Genomic DNA, 19,024 nt, shown 5'->3' with positions numbered 1-19,024 from the left:
AGACAGATGACGGAGGTCCTTACCGTTGAGCACAACGTCCTTTATCGAGCTGAAGACGCCGCCTGTTCCCTACTACTGGGAGTCGGGGCGTTCGGACTTCCGGGTCGGGGATCGCCATCCGAACCGGCGCAATCTCGGCTTGTTCGACCTGCTGATCGTCGCCGGCGGAGCGCTCCATATCGGGGAGAACGGCGCGGAGTGGGAGCTGCGCGGAGGAGACACGCTATTGCTGCTGCCGGACGGGGAGCATTATGCGGTGAAGCCTTGCGAGGAAGACACGGTGTTCTACTGGATTCACTTCGAGCATGCGCATTGGCAGCAAGGCACGCATTCCGCGAAGGCGGACGGCACACTTCCCGCCTCGCTCCCGTTCAGCGCCCCGTATACGCTGCGCCTTCCCAAGCGCTCCGCGCTGCGCGAGCCCGAAGAGGCGCTCTCGCTCGTTCGGCGGATGCCGGGGCTGACGGCGGGCGATTCGTTCTGGGAGGATCAGCGGCTGTTCTTGAAGATCCTCTCGCTGCTGGACGCGGGCTCGCCGGCTCCGTCCGCGTCGCCGACCGCCCGTCTCGCGGAACTGACGGCCGCCTACATCCGGCAGCATTATCGGGAGGAGCTTACGAACGAGTCTCTCGCTGAAGCGCTGCACTTCCACTCGACGCACATCGTTCGATGCATGAAGGCGAGGTACGGAGTCACGCCGGTTCATTACCTGCTCGAGTATCGGCTGGACCGGGGCAAACGCCTGCTGTTGACGACGGATTGGCCGGTCGAACGAATCGCCGACGAAGTCGGGTTCCGCTACGCCCCCTACTTCTCCACTTGCTTTAAGCGCCGGGTCGGCCTCTCCCCCGCCATGTTCCGCAAGCAGTATTGGAACGGATGACGGGAACGGATGACGAGGAACGGGCGAGATGCGTTCCGTTCTATTCCGCTCTATTCCGCTCTGTCCCGATGACTGTTGCGATTTTATGCGATTTTTCACATTCATCGGCTTGACTGAGCGGGAATCGCGGCGTTTTATGCGATTTTTCGCATATATGCGGCAACTCGGGCCGGAAATTTCCGTATGTATGCTATTTTTCACATAGAATCGCCCAACCTGCCCGTTACCGCGCCGCACGAATGTGAATTTTCGTATAAAATTTGCGCTGGAGAGTGTTGACCGCGACCGCGCCTGCGCCAAGAGGCCGTCCCGAAGTCAATGACTTCCGGGACGGCCTCTTGGCGGGCATCGCCTCGCCCTAATCGCTTATCTTCTTATCGGCTTATCCGCTTATACGTACCGCTTCCGCCTGCGCCTTCAAACACAATTCCGCCGCCAGGAACGCGTGCTGCTGAGTCATCGCGTTCTCGGTGCGATTCAAGCAGTCCAGAATGAGCCGGCCGAAGAAGGGGAAGCCGACCTGGCCGTCCACCTGGAAGTGGAACTCGCCTTCGCGGTTGGCCAGGTATACGTGATTGCCCGTGCGTTCGCGGGCGATATCGACGTACTTCCGCAGCTCGATATACCCTTCCGTTCCGAGGATAAGCGTCCGCCCGTCTCCCCAGACGCTCAGCCCGTCCGGAGTCAGCCAGTCCACCCGGAAGTAGCCCGTGGCGCCGTTATCCCCGACAAAGGTCGCGTCCCCGAAGTCCTCCAGCTCCGGATAATCCGGACAACTGTAGTTCGCGACCTTGCTGTGCAGCAGTTCCCCGCTCTTGCACCCGGCGTAATGGAGGAACTGCTCGACCTGATGGCTGCCGATGTCGCACAGAATGCCGCCGTAGCGCTCCCGCTCGAAGAACCACTGCGGCCGCGCGGCCGCATTCAGCCGATGCGGGCCGAAGCCGCTCACCTGCACGACGCGCCCGATCGCTCCCTGCTCGATCAATTGGCCCGCGTACACGGCCGCTTCCACATGCAGCCGCTCGCTGTAATAAACCATGTACTTCCGCCCCGTCTCGAGAACCTTGGCTCGCGCCGCGGCCAACTGCTCCAGCGTCGTGAACGGAGCCTTGTCCGTGAAGTAATCCTTGCCCGCGTCCATGACGCGAAGGCCCAGCGCGCAGCGTTCGGACGTAATCGCGGCGCTCGCGACCAGCCGGACGTCCGGATCGTCCAGCACCTGCTGCTCCGAGGAAGCGATCGTCACCTGGGGATACGTGCGCTTGAACGCCTCCGCCCGCTGCCGATCGACATCGTATACCCACTTGATCGCGGCTCCGGCTTCGAGCAGCCCGTTCACCATTCCGTACACATGGCCGTGATCGAGCGCGATCGCGGCGATGACGAATTCGCCCGGCCGCACGACCGGTACCGGCTTCCCGACCGGCGCGTAGTTCATTCCGTCCTTTTGATTCACTGGATTCCGCTTCTCTGTATGCTGAGTCATTCGCTCCACCTCGTCTACTCCAATTTTGTCCCAATTGTAATGCTCTGATCGGCGAAGTTCTCCACATGACCGCTCTTCTCGTAGAAGTGGGTGGCGCCGCTCATCACGCCGTCCCGCGTGTAGAAGGGATCGTCCGCCGCAAGCGGAAGACGAACGTTCTCTCCCGTGCTGGCCGACTTGTAGATGCTCATGATCAGCTCCAGCGTCGCGCGTCCGCTTGCTCCGTCGACCAGCGGCGGCTCTCCGGTCGCGATGGCGCTGAGCACATTGTCGATCTGGGCCGCATGTCCCTCGTACGGCAGGTCGGGCAAGCGATCATACAACTGCCGAATCTGCGCTTCCAGCTCCGTATTCGGCTCGGGGAAGCCGTTCGGCTTCGATAGGGACGCCGTGACCCGCCAAGGAGCCGAGATGCGCGCCTGCCGCCCTTGGAAAACAAACTGCTGCTCCTCCCCATGATGAACGACCGAGCTCGTGATCTGCCCCAGCGAGCCGTTCGGATAACGCAGCATCGCCATCGACAGGTCCTCCACCTCCGCGTTGTCGTGCGCGACATTGCTCATGAAGGCTTGAACCTCCGCCGGGCGTCCCATCATCCAGAGCAGAGCGTCGATATGGTGCACCGCATGGTTAAGCGTGCAGCCGCCGCCTTCCTTCTCCCACGTGCCGCGCCACCACAGGTCGTAGTAGCAATGGCCGCGCCACCAGAAGGAGTCCGCCTGCGCATGCAGGATGGGGCCGGCCAGTCCGCTGTCCAATACCTGCTTCAGCTTCATGATCGGGTTCGTGAACCGGTTCTGCGCCACGACCGACAGCACCTTGCCGCTGCTCGCCGCGGCCTCGATCATCCGGTCGCATTCCTCCAGCGAAGACGCCATCGGCTTCTCGACGAGAACGTGGCTGCCTGCATTGAGGAAGTCGACGGCAACCTCGGCATGAACGTACGGCGGCAGGCAGACCGAGACGAGATCGATCCCTTCCCCGAGCAGCTCCTTGTAATCGCTGACGACCTTGGCGTTCAGGCCGTACTCCGCCCTCCTCGCTTCCGCCTTCTCGGCGTACACGTCGCAGATGGCGACAATCTCGCACCGCTCCTTGAACCGCAAGTACCCGTCGATATGAGCCTTCGAGATCGCCCCGGCTCCCAATATCGCAACCTTTACCATATCCTTGCCCCCTACCGAGTTGATGTCCACAACAAGATAGTAGCGGAGAACGCCGTCCCAATGTGATGCCACAAGGGGGAGAAAATAACGCCAGATTGCGGTCTTGCCAAACCATCGTTATAGTGGGTAGAGAGCATATGTGTAGGAAACTCAAGGGGGAATTCGCCATGCCGCCTTCTGTCCATCGCTTCTACGAGGAGCCCTTGCACTTCGCGTACAGGCGGAGAAGCGAGAACAACGAGCACAAGGCAACGTTCCATTCCCACCTCGGCATCGAACTGCTGCTTATCCATCAAGGGCGGGGCACGATGATCGTGAACAACAACAGCTACGAGATCAAGCCCGGCATGGTGTGTATTTTCCAACCGTACCAGTTGCACCACCTGACGCTCGATTACTCGGACGGCCAGGCGTTCGAACGCTCGCTCGCCATCTTCGAGCCGACGATGTACGATTCGTACTTCGAGACGTGGCCGACCCTTCACGCCTTCTTCAATCATCTGAACCGGGAGCAGCTTCCGTTCCCCTGCATCTACGGAATCGACGAGAACCATCTGCTTGTTCACCTCTTCCGCACGATGCACGAGAAGCTCCCCTCCCTGACGGAGACGAATCAGTCGGAGGAGATCTCGTTGTTTCTCGTCACGCTGTTCCAAGCGCTTCGTCCGTTATGGACCCTTGCGGAAGGCAGCGAGACCGCCCTGCCGACGAGCCGGAACAACCATCAGGTCGAGAATATCCTGCGCTGGATCGAGTCGAACTACGCTTCTCCCTACCGTCTCGAGGAGCTGAGCCAGGCGCTGCACCTGTCGCCGTATCATCTGGCGCACCTGTTCAAGGAAGCGACCGGAATCAGCATTACGGAGTACATCTCGGCGCGAAGAATCCATCAATCCATCCAATTGTTAACGACATCAAATAAACCGATCTCTCTGATCGCAGAGGAGATCGGTTTATCGAATACGTCGTATTTCTGCAAGCTATTTAAGGAGCATATGGGCAGTACGCCGCATCAATACCGGAAGAAGTGGGTCCATCATACGTTCCGGCTGCGCTGAGCGGCGGCGGACGGCTTGAACGCGGACGCCAGCAGCACGAGCAGGCTGACGACGCCGATCCAGATCAGGACGACGGTCGGCTGATTCAGCGAGAAGCCTTCTCCGAAGAAGAGCAGCTCGCGCAATCCTTCCACCATGAAGCGCATCGGCAGCCAGGATTGAACCCAGTCGCGGTAGAACCCGGAGAGCATCTCCGGAGCGAAGCTGAGCAGCGGCGCGCCGAAGAACAGGAACAGGACGAAGATGGCCATCCCCGCGAACCCGATCCACGAGAACACGGCCGAGATCATCAGGAAGAAGGCGAAGTACGTCAGGGACAGGAACAAGGCGGTATCCGCGTAATTCGGGATATTCAAACCGAGAAGATCAACGAACCACGGATACCCGAAGCCGACGACAAGCGCGATGACCGCTCCCCACACGATCTGGCCGACATTCGCTTGAAGACGCTCCTTCCGATTCGCGAAGACGGTCTTGTTCTTCGTCAGCAGGAAGATGACGCCGCCGATCAGGCTGGCCATCCAGAGCGGCTGGAACATCGACACCGGGGCATTGCCGTTAGCGCTGTGCGTGCCGACCGCGTTCACGGTGACGACTTCGAGCGCGATCGGGGAAGCGAACGCGGCTGCTTGCTTCGTCGAGAGCGTTCCGCCCTGCTGATCGACGGCGGCCAGCAGTTGCGTTCGCATCTTCTCGTTCAGCCCGTTGGCCATCTGGGTCAGAAGCTGTTGAGCCAGCGCGGCCGCGGTGGGATTCATCCCTTGATTGATGTAGAGCTTGATCCCCGGAGAGACCGGCTCCGGCGTCAGCAGCGACGCTTGCTTCTCGCTCAGATCCTCGGGAATGACGAGCGCCGCGTAATACTCCTGATTATTGAGACCCGCCTGAACTTCTTCCTCGCTCCCGACCTCGATCCACTTCACCGCCGGCTCCTCGTCCGAGCTCGCGGACGCCGCCGCCTGGATGTTCGAGACGATGGTCTCGCCCACATTGATTCCCGTTGCCGCCGAGCCTTTGTCCTGGTTCACGATCGCGATCGGCAGGTTGTGCGGAGCGGGACTGATGCTTGGCACCGAAGCCAGACTGAAGATGAAGACAACCGCGATTACGATGACAGGCAGCAGAATAATTAGCTTGTTCTTGAACAGATTCATTGATAGCTCTCCCTTTAACCGATTTTAGTTGATTGAACGTACGGTGAATTTAATTGGGCAAAAAAATCCTTGCGAGTCGATAAACGTCAAGGATTATTCCGCAAGTCGGCAGCCGTCACGGATTGCGCCACAGATTCAGCGTGAAGTCGACCGTTCGCTCGAAGTAGCGATCGGGCTCCGGCACATCCAGCATCGGAATTCCCGTCACCTTGGACACGCCGGCCTGCATTCCCATCGTCAGGAACTGCCTCGCGGCAAGCGTCACATCGAGGTCCGCTCTCAGCTCTCCGCCGGCGCGCCGCTTGTCCAGGAAGGCGGAGAAGTTCGCGAATTGCTCTTCGAACCATTCGGACAGCAGCAGCGTCTCCTCCAGCTCCAGCACTTCGTGCTCCCGGATCAGAATCTTTGCGACCGCCAGATCGGCCAGCAGCAAGTCGTACAGTCTCCGAATGAACAGGAGCAAGGCATCCCGCAGCTCCATCCGCTCGACGGCTCGATGGGCGTGGCCAAGCGCTTCTCTTCGCCGTTCGAAGCTCTCCCGAATGAGTACGCTTAGCATCTCCCTCTTGCCGCCGGGGAAGTAGTGGTACAATATCCCGTCTCCCATGCCGATCGATCGGTTGATGGCGCGCACCGGCGTTCCGTGGTACCCCTTCTCCGCGAACAGCGACTTGGCGGTCTCGAGCAGCTTCTCGCGGGTTGCCGCCGCTTGCTCGCTGCGTTTGATTCTCGGCAAGGTCCTCCCTCCATTCGTTCAACGATCGTATAGCGAAATTATAATCAGGAGCCCCGCCAATGTCAACGGCCGTTGTGCAAGCGGGATGCTCCTGCTATCATGAGAATGCGGTTGGAATGCCTGCATCGATATCTTTCCCTGTTGGAGGAACGCGAATGGACACCTTTAACGAATATTTGTCGAAGATCGATCATCCGGAGCAGCGGGCAAGGGTGGAAGAAGTTCTCGGCTGGGTGCCGGCCGCCTTCCCGACGCTCGCTCCGAGAATCGCGTGGAACCAACCGATGTTCACCGATCACGGGACGTTTATTATCGGCTTCAGCGTCGCCAAGAAGCATATGGCCGTCGCTCCCGAGCGATCCGTGCTGAACCGCTTCGCCGCCGACATCGTGAAGTCGGGGTACGATCACACCAAGGATCTGTTCCGCATCCCGTGGGATCGCCCGGTCGATTACGAGCTGCTGGCGAGGATCATCGCGTTCAACATCGAGGACAAGGCGGATTGCACCACCTTCTGGCGGAAGTAGCGGTCAGCTTCGGTGCAGGGTGAAGAAGAAGCGGGCGCCGCGGCCGTCCGATTCCACTCCGATCGTCTCGCCGAGCTTGGTCAGAATCGCCTTCCGCCTGACGGCGGCCGGTCGAGGTCCTTCGCTCTCTGCGGGGAATCGGAGGATTCCGCCTTATCTGGCCGTTCTTGACGGCTCATAATGCACATGGACGTCGTATACTTCCTCGGACGACTTCTTCAGCGCGTTCTCGACTCTCGTGGCAATGTCATGAGCTTCGACGAACGCCAGATCCGGCTTTAGAAGCAGAGTCACATCCACCACCGTATTGCTTCCGTAGCTCCTCGCTTTGATTTTCTGCACCCCGACGACGCCGTCGACCTCCATCGCAATCTCCTTGTAGGATTGAATCGACTCCTCGCTGTACCCGTCGGACAGATCGTGCGAAGCCTCGCGGAAAATCTCCCAAGCCGTCTTGCAAATAATCAAGCCGACCAGAACGGCGGCCAGCGGATCGAGCCACGGGAGGCGGAATTGCGAGCCCAGGATGCCGACGGCGGTACCGATGCTGACGAAGGCGTCGGACAGGTTGTCCTTGGCGGCCGCCATCACCGCTTGACTATTGATTCGCTCGGCCAGCTTCCTGTTGAAGCGATAGACGGTGTACATCACGATTGCGCAGAGCAATGCCGTCCAGGCGGCGATCGGATCGGGACTCTCGCCTCCCCCGCTCGTTATCGTCGCGGCGGCTTCGTACAGCACCTGAAGGCCGACGGCCATCATGATAAAGGAAGCGACGAGGGACGCGATCGTCTCCGCCTTCCAATGTCCGTAGGGGTGGTCCGCGTCGGCCGGCTTGCGCGCGAGGCGCAGGCCGATCAAGACGGCCAGCGAAGCGGCGATGTCCGTCGCATTGTTTAACCCGTCGGCCTTAAGCGCCTCCGAGCCGGAGACATAGCCGACCATAAGCTTGATTCCGGACAGCAGAACGTAAGCGACAATGCTGACGATGGCCCCGCGTTCCCCCAGCTTCAACCCCTCGTAGCGTTGTTCGTCCATCTCGCGATAAATCCCTTCTACGCGCATAATATGTACGTCTTATGATAGCAACCGGGATTCGTGTGGGTCTAGAGCAACGTTTTTATAGAAGGCGAACAATCTAGGTCGGGACAAACGTTGTTGCGCGGGCTAATCTTTATTGCACGGAGGCAACTTGGCTTCGGCCTCGCTGCTTAAATAACGGACTTCCGTCTCCGCAGGTAAACAAATAATACAATTCCGCAAGCGGCGCACAGCGCCGCACACAAGCCGATGAAGCCGTATCCCGCCTGGAGGCCGCGCAGCAGCGCTTCGTCGGAATCGCTCCCCGCAAGCCGCTTGACCAGATCGATGATCCCTCCGATCGCGTAGTTGCCGATGACGCTGCCGATGCCCATAAGCGTCACGGTAAACGTAATCGCCGTATCGGCCCCCCGCGGGTATCTCCGGGCGATCAGCGCCATGACGGTCGGGTAGATCATCGCGATGCCCACGCCGGCGGCGGCGAAGAAGAACGCATAGCGCTCGCCTCCCGCAATCGCGACGAACGTGCAGACGGCGGACAAGCCGGCGAACACGATCAGCGACAGCGTGAAGCCGAGCCGGTCGGTCAGCGGTCCGAGCAGCAGGCGGGCCAGCGCGAAGCAGAGGAAGAACGCCGAGAGCATCCCCGACGCCGATACCGTGCTCCAATCGTACGCCTTTTCAAGGAAGTTGACGAGCCAGCCGCCGACGGAGAGCTCCGATACGACGCCGAAGGTAAGAATGAGCACGGTCAGCCAGAGGACCGGGTCCCTGACCAGGCTGCGCAGCGGCACCCTCTCGTCGTGAGCGCCCTCGTCGCCGGGGAAGCGGCTGAGCAAGGCGAAGACGATCGGCACGACGGACAGCAGCAGCATGACGAGGTACATCCCGCGCCAATCCAGCTCGTGTCCGAAGACGGTCGCCTTCATAAGCCCCGTCGCCAGAAGCGGAGCGACCGTCGAGCTCAGCCCGTAGAAGCCGTGGCTCAGGTTCATCATCGTTCCCGTGTTCCTCACGAAGATGCGGGCGCCGAGGATCGCCAGGCCGATCTCAAGCATGCCGTTGCCGATGTACATGAAGAAGTAAGAAGCGGAGAACAAGGCGTATTCATGAGAGACATAGATTAGAATGCCGGATAAGGCCATCGCCCCGAAGGCGAGCACGGTAACGAGCTTGATGCCCCATATCCGGGTCAGGAAGCCGGTGAACGAACAGGCAATCAGATAGCCGAGCGCGTTGAGCGACAGCAGCGTACCGAGCTGCGATTCGTCCAGCCGGAAGTCGAATTGGATGCGCGGAATGGCCGGTCCCTTGATGTTCTCCGAGAAGCCGAAGATAATGAAGCCGATAAAAATCGTTGCGAGCTGCATCATGTAAATTTTGCCGATCTTGCCGGTACTTCTCTCCACGAGTGGTGCTCCTTTGCTGTGTCTGGTCGTTGTCTTCTCCCATTATACAGCATCGCGCAACAACGGCAGCGGGCAATATCGGCATCCTGCAACACGAAGAAGCCGCCGACGGTTCGGCAGCTTCTTCGCGCGTTGGCGCTTCCGGAGTTCTCTCTACAGCCCTGCGATGCGCTTGTACTTGCCGTTGTAGCTGATATGCACCTTGACGTCGAGACTCTCGATGGAGCTGTCGCTCAGAATGCTTATCTCGCCGTCGTTGCTCAGCTTCCGCCACAGCTTCGGATGCTTCCGGTACAGCTTTTTCTCAAGCTCGTAGACGTCGATATGCTGCTTCAGCGCTTCCGTGTAGGTGGCCAGGATCTGCTCCTTGATTCGCTGAGCGGCCAGTCCGACCATCTCGTCGTAGGTCATCGGCGACAAGTACTCGTACATGGCCGCCAAATAAGTCGCCTTGATGCGGAAGCGAACCTCGTCTCCGCGAACGACGGGTTTGATCTTGATCTTCGGCAAGCCGATGCTGAGCGTGCCGATCAGTTCCCCATCCTGCTCGAGCAGAAGCGGAGCTCTATGCATCTCGGGCTGCATGAACGAGAACCCGGTCAGCTTGCTCTTCGGCATATAGCCGTGCACGTCGTCGTCCCGGTTGAAGAAGGCGCCTTCGATATAGAACAGGTCGTGCGGCTCGTTGTTCCGGTTCCAGTTCTGGTCCGTATAAGCCAGGCTTGGCAAGTACGTGCTGGCCGAGCGCTCGTGCTGGTTGGCGATGAAGGTCATCGCCTGCAGAGGCGGCATCGTGGAATCCTCCTTGTAGCTGGGCGTCGGGTTGTGGAGGATACTGTCCAGCGGCGACATGTTGAACAAGGAGGAGATCGCGAGCAGCTTGTCGATCGGCATGCGGGTGCCATATACCCATGTCGTATAACGGGATTCCGGGAATCGGTTCACCATATCGAGAACATCCTCGATCTTGCCGCTGTCGAGGATGTCTTGGGACAAGACGGCGGCGGTGACATGCCCCCATGCGATATGCATCTGGGCGGTCTGGAACAGGTTGTTGATCGCCAGGTTCATCGTTCTCCCCTGCCCGTGACCGATCCAGATGCCGGGCATGCTGGTGGATTGGCCTTGGGCCTCCGACTTGGCCACACTGGAGAAATCCAGCGCTTGAACGTAGACGTGATAGGCGCCGTTCTTGTAATCCAGTCCGATCGCCTTGGCGTAAGTGACGTTCTGAATCTCGGAGGAGCTCCAGCAGCCGGTTAGCAGCAGCAGCGTCACCAGGGGACAGACGATCGCCGCGATCCGCCTGCTCATGTATTCTGTCCCTTCCGGTCCGGCTGCTGCGTGCTGAGGTTGACCGGCCGCTTCTTGTGCTGACTGCGGGGCAGCTTAAACAAGGCAGCCATCGCCTGTCGGATATTAAGCGGACTCACGGGCGCCAGATACGGATTGCCGAACGACTCCAGCCCGGACAGGTAGACGACAAACAGAATTAACGAGAGGATAAAGCCGTACACGCCAAGCGTTGCGCTGAACAGGAACGACACGAACCGGATCAGAATGATCGAGCTCGTCATCACCTGATTGACAACGGTCGCTCCCGCCACTACGGTCGTGGCGACGACAACGATCATGAGCGGGGAGACAATCCCGGCGCGGATGGCCGACTCGCCGATGATGAGTCCGCCGACGACCGTCAACGTCTGGCCGATCGCGCTCGGCAGGCGGACGCCCGCTTCCCGGAACAGCTCCATCAGGCTCATGATCAGGAACATCTCCACGGCCGACTCCATCGGCAGCCCCATCCGCCCTACCGAGATGGTGGCGACAAGCGGGAACGGCAGTTGATCCATGTGGAAGGCAGTGAGCGCCAGGTAGAAGCCGGGCAGGAACAGGCTCATGAGCAGTCCGACAATGCGCAGCACCCTGCCGACATTCACCGCCAGGAACGGGAAGTACGCGTCCTCCGGCGACTTCAGCAGCAGGAACAGGTTGACCGGACCGATGATCACGGTCGGATTGCCGTCCACGACGATAATAAAGCGGCCGCTGAGCAAGCATTCCGCGGCGTAGTCCGGCCTTCCCGTGTAATCCGTGATCGGGAACAGCGTGAATCGGGTCGGCGTCAGCAGATCCTCCAATTGGTTGCTTGTGAGAACCCGCTCCGTCCGGAGATTGCGCAGCCGTTCCAGCACATGCGAGACCGTCTGCGTGTTGGCGATGCTCTTCATATACAGGAGCGCCACTTTATTCGAAGATCGCGAGCCGACCACTTCGAATACGCAGGCGAGGTCAACCGTACGCAGCCTGGCCCGAATCAGGGCGACATTGACGGCGAGCGGCTCGATGAAGCCGTCCTTCGGCCCGCGAACCGACACCTCTGTCGTGGATTCCTCCGGCGTCCGCGTCGGGAGGTTGGAGATGTCGAGGCTCCAAGCTTTGCCGAGGTCGGGAACGCAGAACAGCATATGGCCTTCGAAGATGCGCCGGGCCAGAACGTCGCGCCCCTCCGACGTATTGTCGAAGTCGATGTGCGACCACAGCAGCGTCGACTCCCGTTCGATCGCCTCGCGGCTCTCGAACCTGGTCACCTCGAACACGCGATGAATCTCCGGCAGGATAACGTCATTGATCATCTTCGTCTCCGACATCCCGCTGCAGAAGGCGGTCACGAATTCGGACAACGATTCCAGCGGGTAGTGGCGATCGACAATGACGTCCTCGCACGCGCTGAAAAACTGCTTAAGCGCCGGGCCGTTAAGAAGAAGGGGCTTGGCCCGTCCCTCCTCCTGGGACGCCTCCGGACCCTCCTGCGGGGGTGCTCCGGCCGCCTTCTTGTCCTGACTGCCCTTCTTGTCCACTATCGGTTTTATTCGCACGACGTTTCCTCCTCATCTTGTCTTTTCGCCGAATCAGGGTGAGAATCGCGAGAAAGGTCATAAGCGTGTACACGTACGCCAGCATGACCGGGAACTGGACCCGCTTCAAGTATTCGTACACGAGGTCGGAGCGCCACCAATACACCGATATCCCGCCCATGCCGACGGCGAGACCCGTCAGCACGGAATATCGCGCACGCGGCTTGCGGATCTCCAGCAGATCCACGATCAGATATAGGCTGATGGCGATGCGGCCGAACGAGCCGCACAGCCACTGGTAGATGGACAGGAAGTCGACGTGCTGGAGCAGCTTGCCGATGTTGACCAGCTTCCATTGCTCGAACGGCGGGCTCCTCTGCTTCATCGCTTCATAGGGGCCGAATTCCGTAATCGCCGACATCGTCGGCCCGACCGCCATTCCGATCATGAAGACGACGAGCGCCAGCATGTGCCACAGCTTGAACCTGCTCTTCACCTCATGGTGGAAATAAATAAGAATCCAGATCTCCATAAGCGCGGCCAAGGCATAGACCGTCCCTTCCCAGACGGGGCCCATCCCGTATTCCATGACCGGCAGCAGCCGGCTGTAATCCTTGTAGCGAGTGTTCGCCGTCATGACGAAATACCCGAGGAACAGCACGACCGGCAGAATGATCGAAGACGTGATAGCGATCGAGCGGATGCCCAGGCAAGCCGCGATAAGCGGCACGAGCACGCCGACCGACACGATGAGCGCAATCGGCGTGAATTGCAAGTAGGTCGTGACCGCCCAGAACGAAGTCTCGTACAGCGTATGCGTGCCAAGGACGAAGATCATAATCGAGGACGTGATGCGAATCGTCCAAGCCGTTGCGGCGCCGAACTGATCCTGAATCCAGTCCGTCAGCCTTCGTCCATCCGTCCGTCGGATCACCCGGTACATCATGAGCACGAACAGCAAGAAGAACGGTGCGGCAACGATATTGGAGAGCCAGGCATCCCTTCCGGCCGCGTCGAGGACCGCCGGAATCGACAGCACGTGGCACACGAGCCCGGCGCTGAGCAGAATGATGCTGAACGAGAGCCAGATCGTGATGGAGCCTTTGCCGGATTGCATAAGGGCCTTCTCCTCTCTGGATAATCATGCCTTTAGCGTGTGCAACATCTTCCATTTTATTCGAGTGTCGAGAGAAGACTCGCCAAGCGCAGCGATTCGGATTATGATGGAGGATATTCGGGATTCTCGGAAAATGGAGGAAGGAGTGCGCCCGGTGACCGATATTCATAAGAGAGAAGGCTTCGCGGAGGAGAAGCTCATCGTTCTTCCCGATTACGCGGCAAGCGAGCTGTCCGGCTTCGAGCTGACCCGCGGCTTGTATGTGAGCGATATCGGACACTTCCCCCGCGCGAGGTTCCATTATCGGGAACGCCCGGAGGGCTGCGACGCCCATATCGTCATCTTCTGCACGGACGGAGAGGGCTGGGTCGAGCTGGACGGGCGCAGCGCGGCGGTGCGCGAAGGCCACCTGGCAATTATCCCGTCCGGCTCCCCGCACCGTTACGGAGCGTCGGAGCGTTCTCCCTGGAGCATCTACTGGTTCCACCTGAAGGGAGAGCTCGTCGCCCCTCTCCTTGAACTGTACGGCCTCGGCGGGGCCTCCTTCGCCATTCCGATCGGCCTGCAGAATCGGTTCCTCGAGAGCTTCGACCGCTGCTACCGCCTGCTCGCGGACAAGCCCTATTCCCTGCCTGCCCAGGTGCACGTCTCGCAGACGATCGGCCACCTGCTCGGCTCGATCGGCCTCGGACACGGCGGAAGCCATCGTCACCGCAAGCGGGAGGAGGAGCTGGACCAGGCGATCCGCTACCTGAACGAACACCTCGATTCCGCCGTCACCCTGGCCGAGCTGGCCGCGCACACGGGAATCTCGAAGCAGCATCTCATCTACTTGTTCAAGCAGGAGACCGGCTTCCCGCCGATCGACTACTACTTGCGCCTGAAGATGCAGAAAGCCGGCCAGCTTCTCAGCTTGACCGGCTTGTCCGTGAAGGAGATCGCGGCCCTCGTCGGGCTTGGCGATCCGTATTATTTCTCGCGCATGTTCAAGAAGATGATGGGCGTCTCCCCTACCGAGTACCGCAGCGTCCCGAAGGGGTGAACGGTCGGTGCTAATCTTGCCCGTGCGGCAGCCGTCGCCGATGAGGTCGGGATACGATCAAGCTGCCATTGGTTGGACTGGATGCGGGCTGCGGAATCTAGGCGGAATTTGGGCGGAATTTGGTTGGTTTGGATGCAGGATGCGGGCTGCGGAATGCAGGCGGAATTTCGTGCTTATGCGTTTGATCTGGCCGCGGGGTTCGGGGTTCAAGATCTATGTGAAAAATCACATTCATTCCGAGGAAAAAGCGGCTTCGAGCCGCCATAAATGTGAAAAATCACATTCATGGCGGCAATTCCGGTTCGAAGCGGCGAATGTATGCGAAAAATCGCATAAAACGCCTCGATTCGCCCGGAATCCGACCCACGAATGTGAAAAATCACATTAAATCAACGTCGAGCTGCGATCCCGCTAAAACCCTCTGTCCTGTTACCCCCTCCCCCTTCGCACAATCAGCTCCTGCACCGCCGCGACAGTCGCCGACTTGAGCTCGGCGATCGTCTCCGCCGCATTCTCGCTCCAGCCCGCCATCGTTGTGTTGCTGCTGACCACGCTGCCCTTGCGGATCGGCGAGATGTACACGTACATGCCGTCTCGCTCCAGGCGCTCGCGCAATGGCGCCAGGCCGATCTCCCAGGCGTTGCCGTTGCTGAAGTTGTCGTGGATCAGCTCCCCGTCGATGAAGGCGTAGCCGATGTCGCCGGTGTACTCGATCCGCAGCAGCGCCTCCTTCGCCTCGTCAAGCGCCCCTTGCTCGAAGGTGAAGATCGCCTTGTCGCGGCCGACCCGCTCGAGCCCGAAGCGAATCTCGCGGCGCGGCAAGCGGAAGCGGTACGAGGCGAACAGTCCCTCTTCCTGCCGCTGCACAAGCTCCCCTCCGGCAACCTCGCCGATTCCCGCCGGCCCGCCGGCCGCCGCTTCGAAGTCCGGGAATACCCGCAGCGTTGTCTCCTCCCCGGCTCTCCCGGTCCATTCGAGCTTAAGCTCGTCCCGATGAACCAGCACATTGACATCGGTCAGAAGCAGCCGCTCGCGGCCCCAGACGTTCGCCTGCCACAACCCTAGGCTGATCTCGTCGGACAGCGTCAGCAGCACGACCCGCTTGCCCTCCTGCGAGACCAGCTCCAGCGTCGTCAGCTCTTCCGCGTCGTCCGGCTTCACGACGGTCAGGCTCCCCGTCTCGCGGACGCTCGCCGCGCCGGCCTCGACGCTTCGCAGCGAACCGCTCGCGAAGACGTATTCCGGCGGCATTCCCTTCGGCGCGGAGAAGGCGTACAGCACGCCGCCGTCCGTCTCCAGCCGCGTAATCGGCTGAGCCGTCGCGCTGACGAGCCGGATGCCGTCCAGGTCGAAGTTGTACGGCAGCATGGCATACCCGTCCTTGCCGAGGCGAAGCGGGCCTGCGGACGGGAAGCGAATGTCGCCCTCCGCCGTCGTCACGGTGACGCCGTCCGGCACAGACAAATCGCGCGTCTCGACATGGTCCTGGTAATTGTTCAGGAACAGCAAGCCGGAGCCGTCCGCGGCCCGTACGGCATAGCGAAGCGTCTCGACGTCGCAGGGGTCCATCGCCGACGTGTCTCCCGGCAGAATCGTCTTCGTTCGGCAGAACCATTCCTCGAACGTGCGGAAGAACAGGTGCTGAAGCCGAGTCCGGTGATACGATTCGCGCACCTGGCCGAACTCTCCGATGCAGGCGTTGAAGTCGTAGGAGATTTTCGGCGTTGCCAGATCGTTCAGGAAGGTGTCCCGCTTGCCTCTCGGATTCGAGCCGCCATGATACATGTAGTATCCGATCAGGTTGCAGCCCTCGGCCACCTTGATGCCCGTCATCGCCGGCACGCTCACATACGGGAAGTCGAAGCGGTACCGATAGAACGGCGTCATGCCGCCTCCCATCTCGCAGCAGGCGTACGGGTGGTCCTCCGGCGCATACGTCGGCTCGAAGTTGTAGCTCTTCGGGATGTCGTTGTTATGTTTATCGCGGAAAATATACTCCGGAGTCGCCGGGTGCTCCTTCATCTCCCCGAAGCGGTCGTGCTCGTAGTAGATCCACGGCCAATGCGAGTAACCGCCCCACAGCGGCAGCATCTCTTCGGCCGGCGCGGACGCGCCTCCCCAAGCGGTGCATGTATACAGCGGCGTGTCGAGCCCGGCTTCGAGCGCCATCCGCTTCAGTGTCAGCATGTGCTCTTCCCCGTCTTCGCCGGTCGTCATCCATTCGTTGCTGATTCCCGTCGTCAGCGCCCACTGGGCCGCGGAATGCCGGTGCTCGTTCTCGATCTGCGTGCCGATGACCGGGCCTCCGTCCTTGTACAGCAGCCCTTGAACCTGCTCGGCGATCTGCGCATACAGCGGCTTAACGAACGCCAGATACCGCTCGTCGTTCGAGCGAATCCGGAAGGGCCGTCCGAACAGCCAGTCCGGCATGCCCCCGTTGCGCATCTCTCCGTGATCGAACGGACCGATCCGGATAATGACGTACAAGCCGATCTCTCCGCACAGCTCGACGAACCTCCGCAGATTTCTTGGCCCCGACCAATCGAAGCTCCCTTGAACCTCCTCATGAACGTTCCAGAAAATATACGTCGCAACGATGTTGACGCCGCCCATCTTCATCTTGACGAGCTCGTCCTCCCAGCGGTTCTCGTCATAGCGGGAATAGTGGAACTCGCCGCAGATGCCGAAGAACGGCTTCCCGTTCCTCTCCAGATAATAATTGCTCATGCCCAGCCGTTCGCCGTCCGGGTTCGCCCCCGACATCCGGCCGGAACCGGGACGAATGGATTTGCGATCCTGCCTCGCGTCAATTCGATATTCCGTCACTTGCTCTGCCTCCCCGGGCTATCGTGTAGATGCCGTATGCGTACTACTGTAACCCCTTCCAGGCAACAAGCCAATAAACGAAATGCGGGAGTTGATGGACAATATTCTCGTCAAGCCGATTTAGATGATGATTTTCTAATGAAGTTCTCATTCGGGCGGCGCACGCGTTGGCGGCCAAGCGGTCGCCTTCTCCTTGGTAACTGATGGGTCGAATCGATGTGGTATGGTGGTTACAGGCAACACCCATCCTGCACCCCCAAAGGAGGATATTCATCTCATGAACAACTTTAACATTCCATATAAGACATCCGACAAAAGGTTCCGCAAGGCGATAACCGGCACCGCCTTAAGCGTTGCGATTCTGTTCTCCGGCAGCGCCCTTCTGGCGCCGCAATCGACCTACGCCGCTTCCGCCGGCAATGCCGCCTCCGCTTCCGTCGCCGCAACCTCGACCTCAAGCTCGCTCGCGGATAAGATCATTGCCACGGGCAAACAATACCTCGGCGTCGAGTACGAATTCGGAGCGAAGAGCGGCCAGACGAACACGTTCGACTGCTCGTCGTTCACCCAGTACGTCTTCAAGCAGAACGGCATCGAGCTGCCGCGCTCCTCGAAGCAGCAAGCCAAGATGGGCACCTATGTGGCGAAGAGCGACCTGCAGCCGGGCGATCTCATATTCTCCGATACGAACAGTGACGGCGTCATCAACCACGTCAGCATCTATATCGGCAACGGACAAGTGCTGCAGACGTACCGCGTCGGCATCGGCGTAACGATCTCGGACTTCGAAGGAAGCACATGGGATCGCACCTATGTGACCGCCCGCCGCGTAATTGCGGACGATTCGGCGACGAACGATACGGCGAATGAGGCAACGGACGATGCAACTGCAACGAATGATACAGCTAATGGTGCGACGGATGATACAACGGACGATGCATCGAATGCTGCAACGGACGATGCGGCGCAAGCACCAACGGACGAGTTGTCGAATGCGGCGAAGGACAACGCGGCAGGCGGCGCAACGAACCAAGAACGCGGCGCTTGGACGGACAATGGGTCCCGATCGGGCGCGAACCGCGGTGCGAATACGGGAACGGCCGACCGAGATGCTTCCTGGCAGTCTTCGCTTCAGCAGCAGCTTGGCCAATTTTTCTCGAACAATCGCATGAACTGAACGCACGCGGCGGGGCACGCGGTATGAAGAGCGGAGCGGATCATTAGCCGCGGGGATATAGCCGTTCCTCCGGCGCACTTCCTTACATCTACTGGTTAAAAAAAAGGAAGTGGACAGCCGTGTCAATCGGATTTTTTACCTTCTATTCGCAGGATGCGGGCGTCGGACAAGGCTATTATTCCGCCGTCGATCCGTCCGGAACGGCCGGGCTCGTGACGATGAGCGTCGACAGCCTGACCGGACCCGCGCGCCTCGTCATTACAAGGTACGACGGGCTTCCCCCCTTCGAGCTGACCGTTCAGGGCGGTCTCGAATACGGGGTCAGCATCGACCGGATTCAGACGATCGGCATTCTGAACCTAAGCTCGGCCACCGTCACCGGCTCCTTCTCCATCTCGATCCCCGAATAACGGCAACGGCGTCGACCACGAGTCGGCGTCGTTGTTTTGTATACGAAGGAAGACGGCGATGACAACGATGCCGACGACTGACAGGAATTTATGCGAAAAATCGCATTGGCGCAGCTCGATACCGGGGCGTT

16 protein-coding genes are annotated in these 19,024 nt (G+C 59.9%); 6 read left to right on the top strand and 10 right to left on the bottom strand.

The genetic code is table 11. From position 1 onward, the window contains the following. The first annotated feature begins 25 nt into the window (after positions 1–25). Positions 26–883, top strand: a complete 858-nt coding sequence (locus E6C55_RS19170; RefSeq protein WP_136371423.1) for an AraC family transcriptional regulator — start codon at positions 26–28, stop codon at positions 881–883. Positions 884–1,265: 382 nt separating this feature from the next. Here the strand turns inward: E6C55_RS19170 and E6C55_RS19165 are convergent, their stop codons facing one another. Both E6C55_RS19165 and E6C55_RS19160 read right to left on the bottom strand, forming a co-directional pair. After that, entirely contained in the window at positions 1,266–2,342 is a 1,077-nt protein-coding gene (locus E6C55_RS19165; RefSeq protein WP_136371476.1) for a Gfo/Idh/MocA family protein, read from the bottom strand. A 44-nt stretch (positions 2,343–2,386) separates the two neighbouring features. After that, the gene (locus tag E6C55_RS19160; protein ID WP_136371422.1) at positions 2,387–3,538 is read right to left on the bottom strand and encodes a Gfo/Idh/MocA family protein; all 1,152 of its coding nucleotides are present in this window, start codon (positions 3,536–3,538) and stop codon (positions 2,387–2,389) included. Between the two features lie 167 nt (positions 3,539–3,705). On the opposite strand from E6C55_RS19160, the gene E6C55_RS19155 reads away from it, so the two are divergent. Next, a complete protein-coding gene (locus tag E6C55_RS19155; protein WP_136371421.1) occupies positions 3,706–4,596 on the top strand; it encodes an AraC family transcriptional regulator in 891 nt (296 codons plus the stop codon). Here E6C55_RS19155 and E6C55_RS19150 read toward each other — a convergent pair. Then, a complete protein-coding gene (locus tag E6C55_RS19150) occupies positions 4,575–5,744 on the bottom strand; it encodes a YhgE/Pip domain-containing protein (RefSeq protein ID WP_136371475.1) in 1,170 nt (389 codons plus the stop codon). The genes E6C55_RS19155 and E6C55_RS19150 overlap by 22 nt on opposite strands. A 121-nt stretch (positions 5,745–5,865) precedes the next feature. Beyond that, positions 5,866–6,486, bottom strand: a complete 621-nt coding sequence (locus E6C55_RS19145; protein WP_136371420.1) for a TetR/AcrR family transcriptional regulator — start codon at positions 6,484–6,486, stop codon at positions 5,866–5,868. A gap of 155 nt (positions 6,487–6,641) precedes the next feature. Between E6C55_RS19145 and E6C55_RS19140 the strand changes: the two genes are divergently transcribed. Next, positions 6,642–7,013, top strand: coding sequence for an iron chaperone (locus E6C55_RS19140; protein WP_136371419.1), 372 nt, complete (start codon positions 6,642–6,644; stop codon positions 7,011–7,013). 153 nt (positions 7,014–7,166) lie between these two features. Here the strand turns inward: E6C55_RS19140 and E6C55_RS19135 are convergent, their stop codons facing one another. From E6C55_RS19135 to E6C55_RS19115, 5 genes are all read right to left on the bottom strand, one after another. Further along, on the bottom strand, positions 7,167–8,051 hold the full coding sequence (locus E6C55_RS19135; RefSeq protein WP_136371418.1) for a cation diffusion facilitator family transporter: 885 nt from the start codon (positions 8,049–8,051) through the stop codon (positions 7,167–7,169). Between the two features lie 173 nt (positions 8,052–8,224). Further along, positions 8,225–9,427 (bottom strand): MFS transporter, encoded by a 1,203-nt coding sequence (locus E6C55_RS19130; protein WP_136371474.1) that lies wholly within the window; start codon positions 9,425–9,427, stop codon positions 8,225–8,227. 189 nt (positions 9,428–9,616) lie between these two features. Next, a complete protein-coding gene (locus E6C55_RS19125; protein ID WP_136371417.1) occupies positions 9,617–10,777 on the bottom strand; it encodes a Ger(x)C family spore germination protein in 1,161 nt (386 codons plus the stop codon). Then, entirely contained in the window at positions 10,774–12,336 is a 1,563-nt protein-coding gene (locus tag E6C55_RS19120) for a spore germination protein (RefSeq protein WP_230986761.1), read from the bottom strand. Before E6C55_RS19120 ends, E6C55_RS19125 begins: the two co-directional genes overlap by 4 nt. Continuing rightward, positions 12,221–13,438, bottom strand: coding sequence for a GerAB/ArcD/ProY family transporter (locus E6C55_RS19115; protein WP_136371416.1), 1,218 nt, complete (start codon positions 13,436–13,438; stop codon positions 12,221–12,223). Before E6C55_RS19115 ends, E6C55_RS19120 begins: the two co-directional genes overlap by 116 nt. A gap of 154 nt (positions 13,439–13,592) precedes the next feature. Between E6C55_RS19115 and E6C55_RS19110 the strand changes: the two genes are divergently transcribed. Next, complete coding sequence (locus tag E6C55_RS19110; protein ID WP_230986757.1) at positions 13,593–14,480, top strand: AraC family transcriptional regulator; 888 nt, start codon at positions 13,593–13,595, stop codon at positions 14,478–14,480. 429 nt (positions 14,481–14,909) lie between these two features. Here the strand turns inward: E6C55_RS19110 and E6C55_RS19105 are convergent, their stop codons facing one another. Next, complete coding sequence (locus E6C55_RS19105; protein ID WP_230986756.1) at positions 14,910–17,306, bottom strand: beta-galactosidase; 2,397 nt, start codon at positions 17,304–17,306, stop codon at positions 14,910–14,912. 277 nt (positions 17,307–17,583) lie between these two features. On the opposite strand from E6C55_RS19105, the gene E6C55_RS35225 reads away from it, so the two are divergent. Further along, the gene (locus tag E6C55_RS35225; RefSeq protein ID WP_136371414.1) at positions 17,584–18,483 is read left to right on the top strand and encodes a C40 family peptidase; all 900 of its coding nucleotides are present in this window, start codon (positions 17,584–17,586) and stop codon (positions 18,481–18,483) included. 119 nt (positions 18,484–18,602) lie between these two features. After that, positions 18,603–18,893, top strand: coding sequence for a hypothetical protein (locus tag E6C55_RS19095; protein WP_136371413.1), 291 nt, complete (start codon positions 18,603–18,605; stop codon positions 18,891–18,893). The last annotated feature ends 131 nt before the right edge of the window (positions 18,894–19,024 follow it).

The organism is Cohnella fermenti, from assembly GCF_004801405.1.
Classification (GTDB): Bacteria; Bacillota; Bacilli; order Paenibacillales; family Paenibacillaceae; genus Cohnella; species Cohnella fermenti.
Note: the sequence above shows the minus strand (reverse complement) of the source record. Positions and strands in the feature narration are given on the sequence as shown.

Excerpts from the sequence above, each read along its gene's own strand:
- E6C55_RS19155 (WP_136371421.1), top strand. The coding sequence starts at position 3,706 with ATGCCGCCTTCTGTCCATCGCTTCTACGAGGAGCCCTTGCACTTCGCG.
- E6C55_RS19135 (WP_136371418.1), bottom strand. The coding sequence starts at position 8,051 with ATGGACGAACAACGCTACGAGGGGTTGAAGCTGGGGGAACGCGGGGCC.
- E6C55_RS19140 (WP_136371419.1), top strand. The coding sequence starts at position 6,642 with ATGGACACCTTTAACGAATATTTGTCGAAGATCGATCATCCGGAGCAG.
- E6C55_RS19125 (WP_136371417.1), bottom strand. The coding sequence starts at position 10,777 with ATGAGCAGGCGGATCGCGGCGATCGTCTGTCCCCTGGTGACGCTGCTG.
- E6C55_RS19160 (WP_136371422.1), bottom strand. The coding sequence starts at position 3,538 with ATGGTAAAGGTTGCGATATTGGGAGCCGGGGCGATCTCGAAGGCTCAT.
- E6C55_RS19115 (WP_136371416.1), bottom strand. The coding sequence starts at position 13,438 with ATGCAATCCGGCAAAGGCTCCATCACGATCTGGCTCTCGTTCAGCATC.
- E6C55_RS35225 (WP_136371414.1), top strand. The coding sequence starts at position 17,584 with ATGAACAACTTTAACATTCCATATAAGACATCCGACAAAAGGTTCCGC.
- E6C55_RS19130 (WP_136371474.1), bottom strand. The coding sequence starts at position 9,427 with ATGATGCAGCTCGCAACGATTTTTATCGGCTTCATTATCTTCGGCTTC.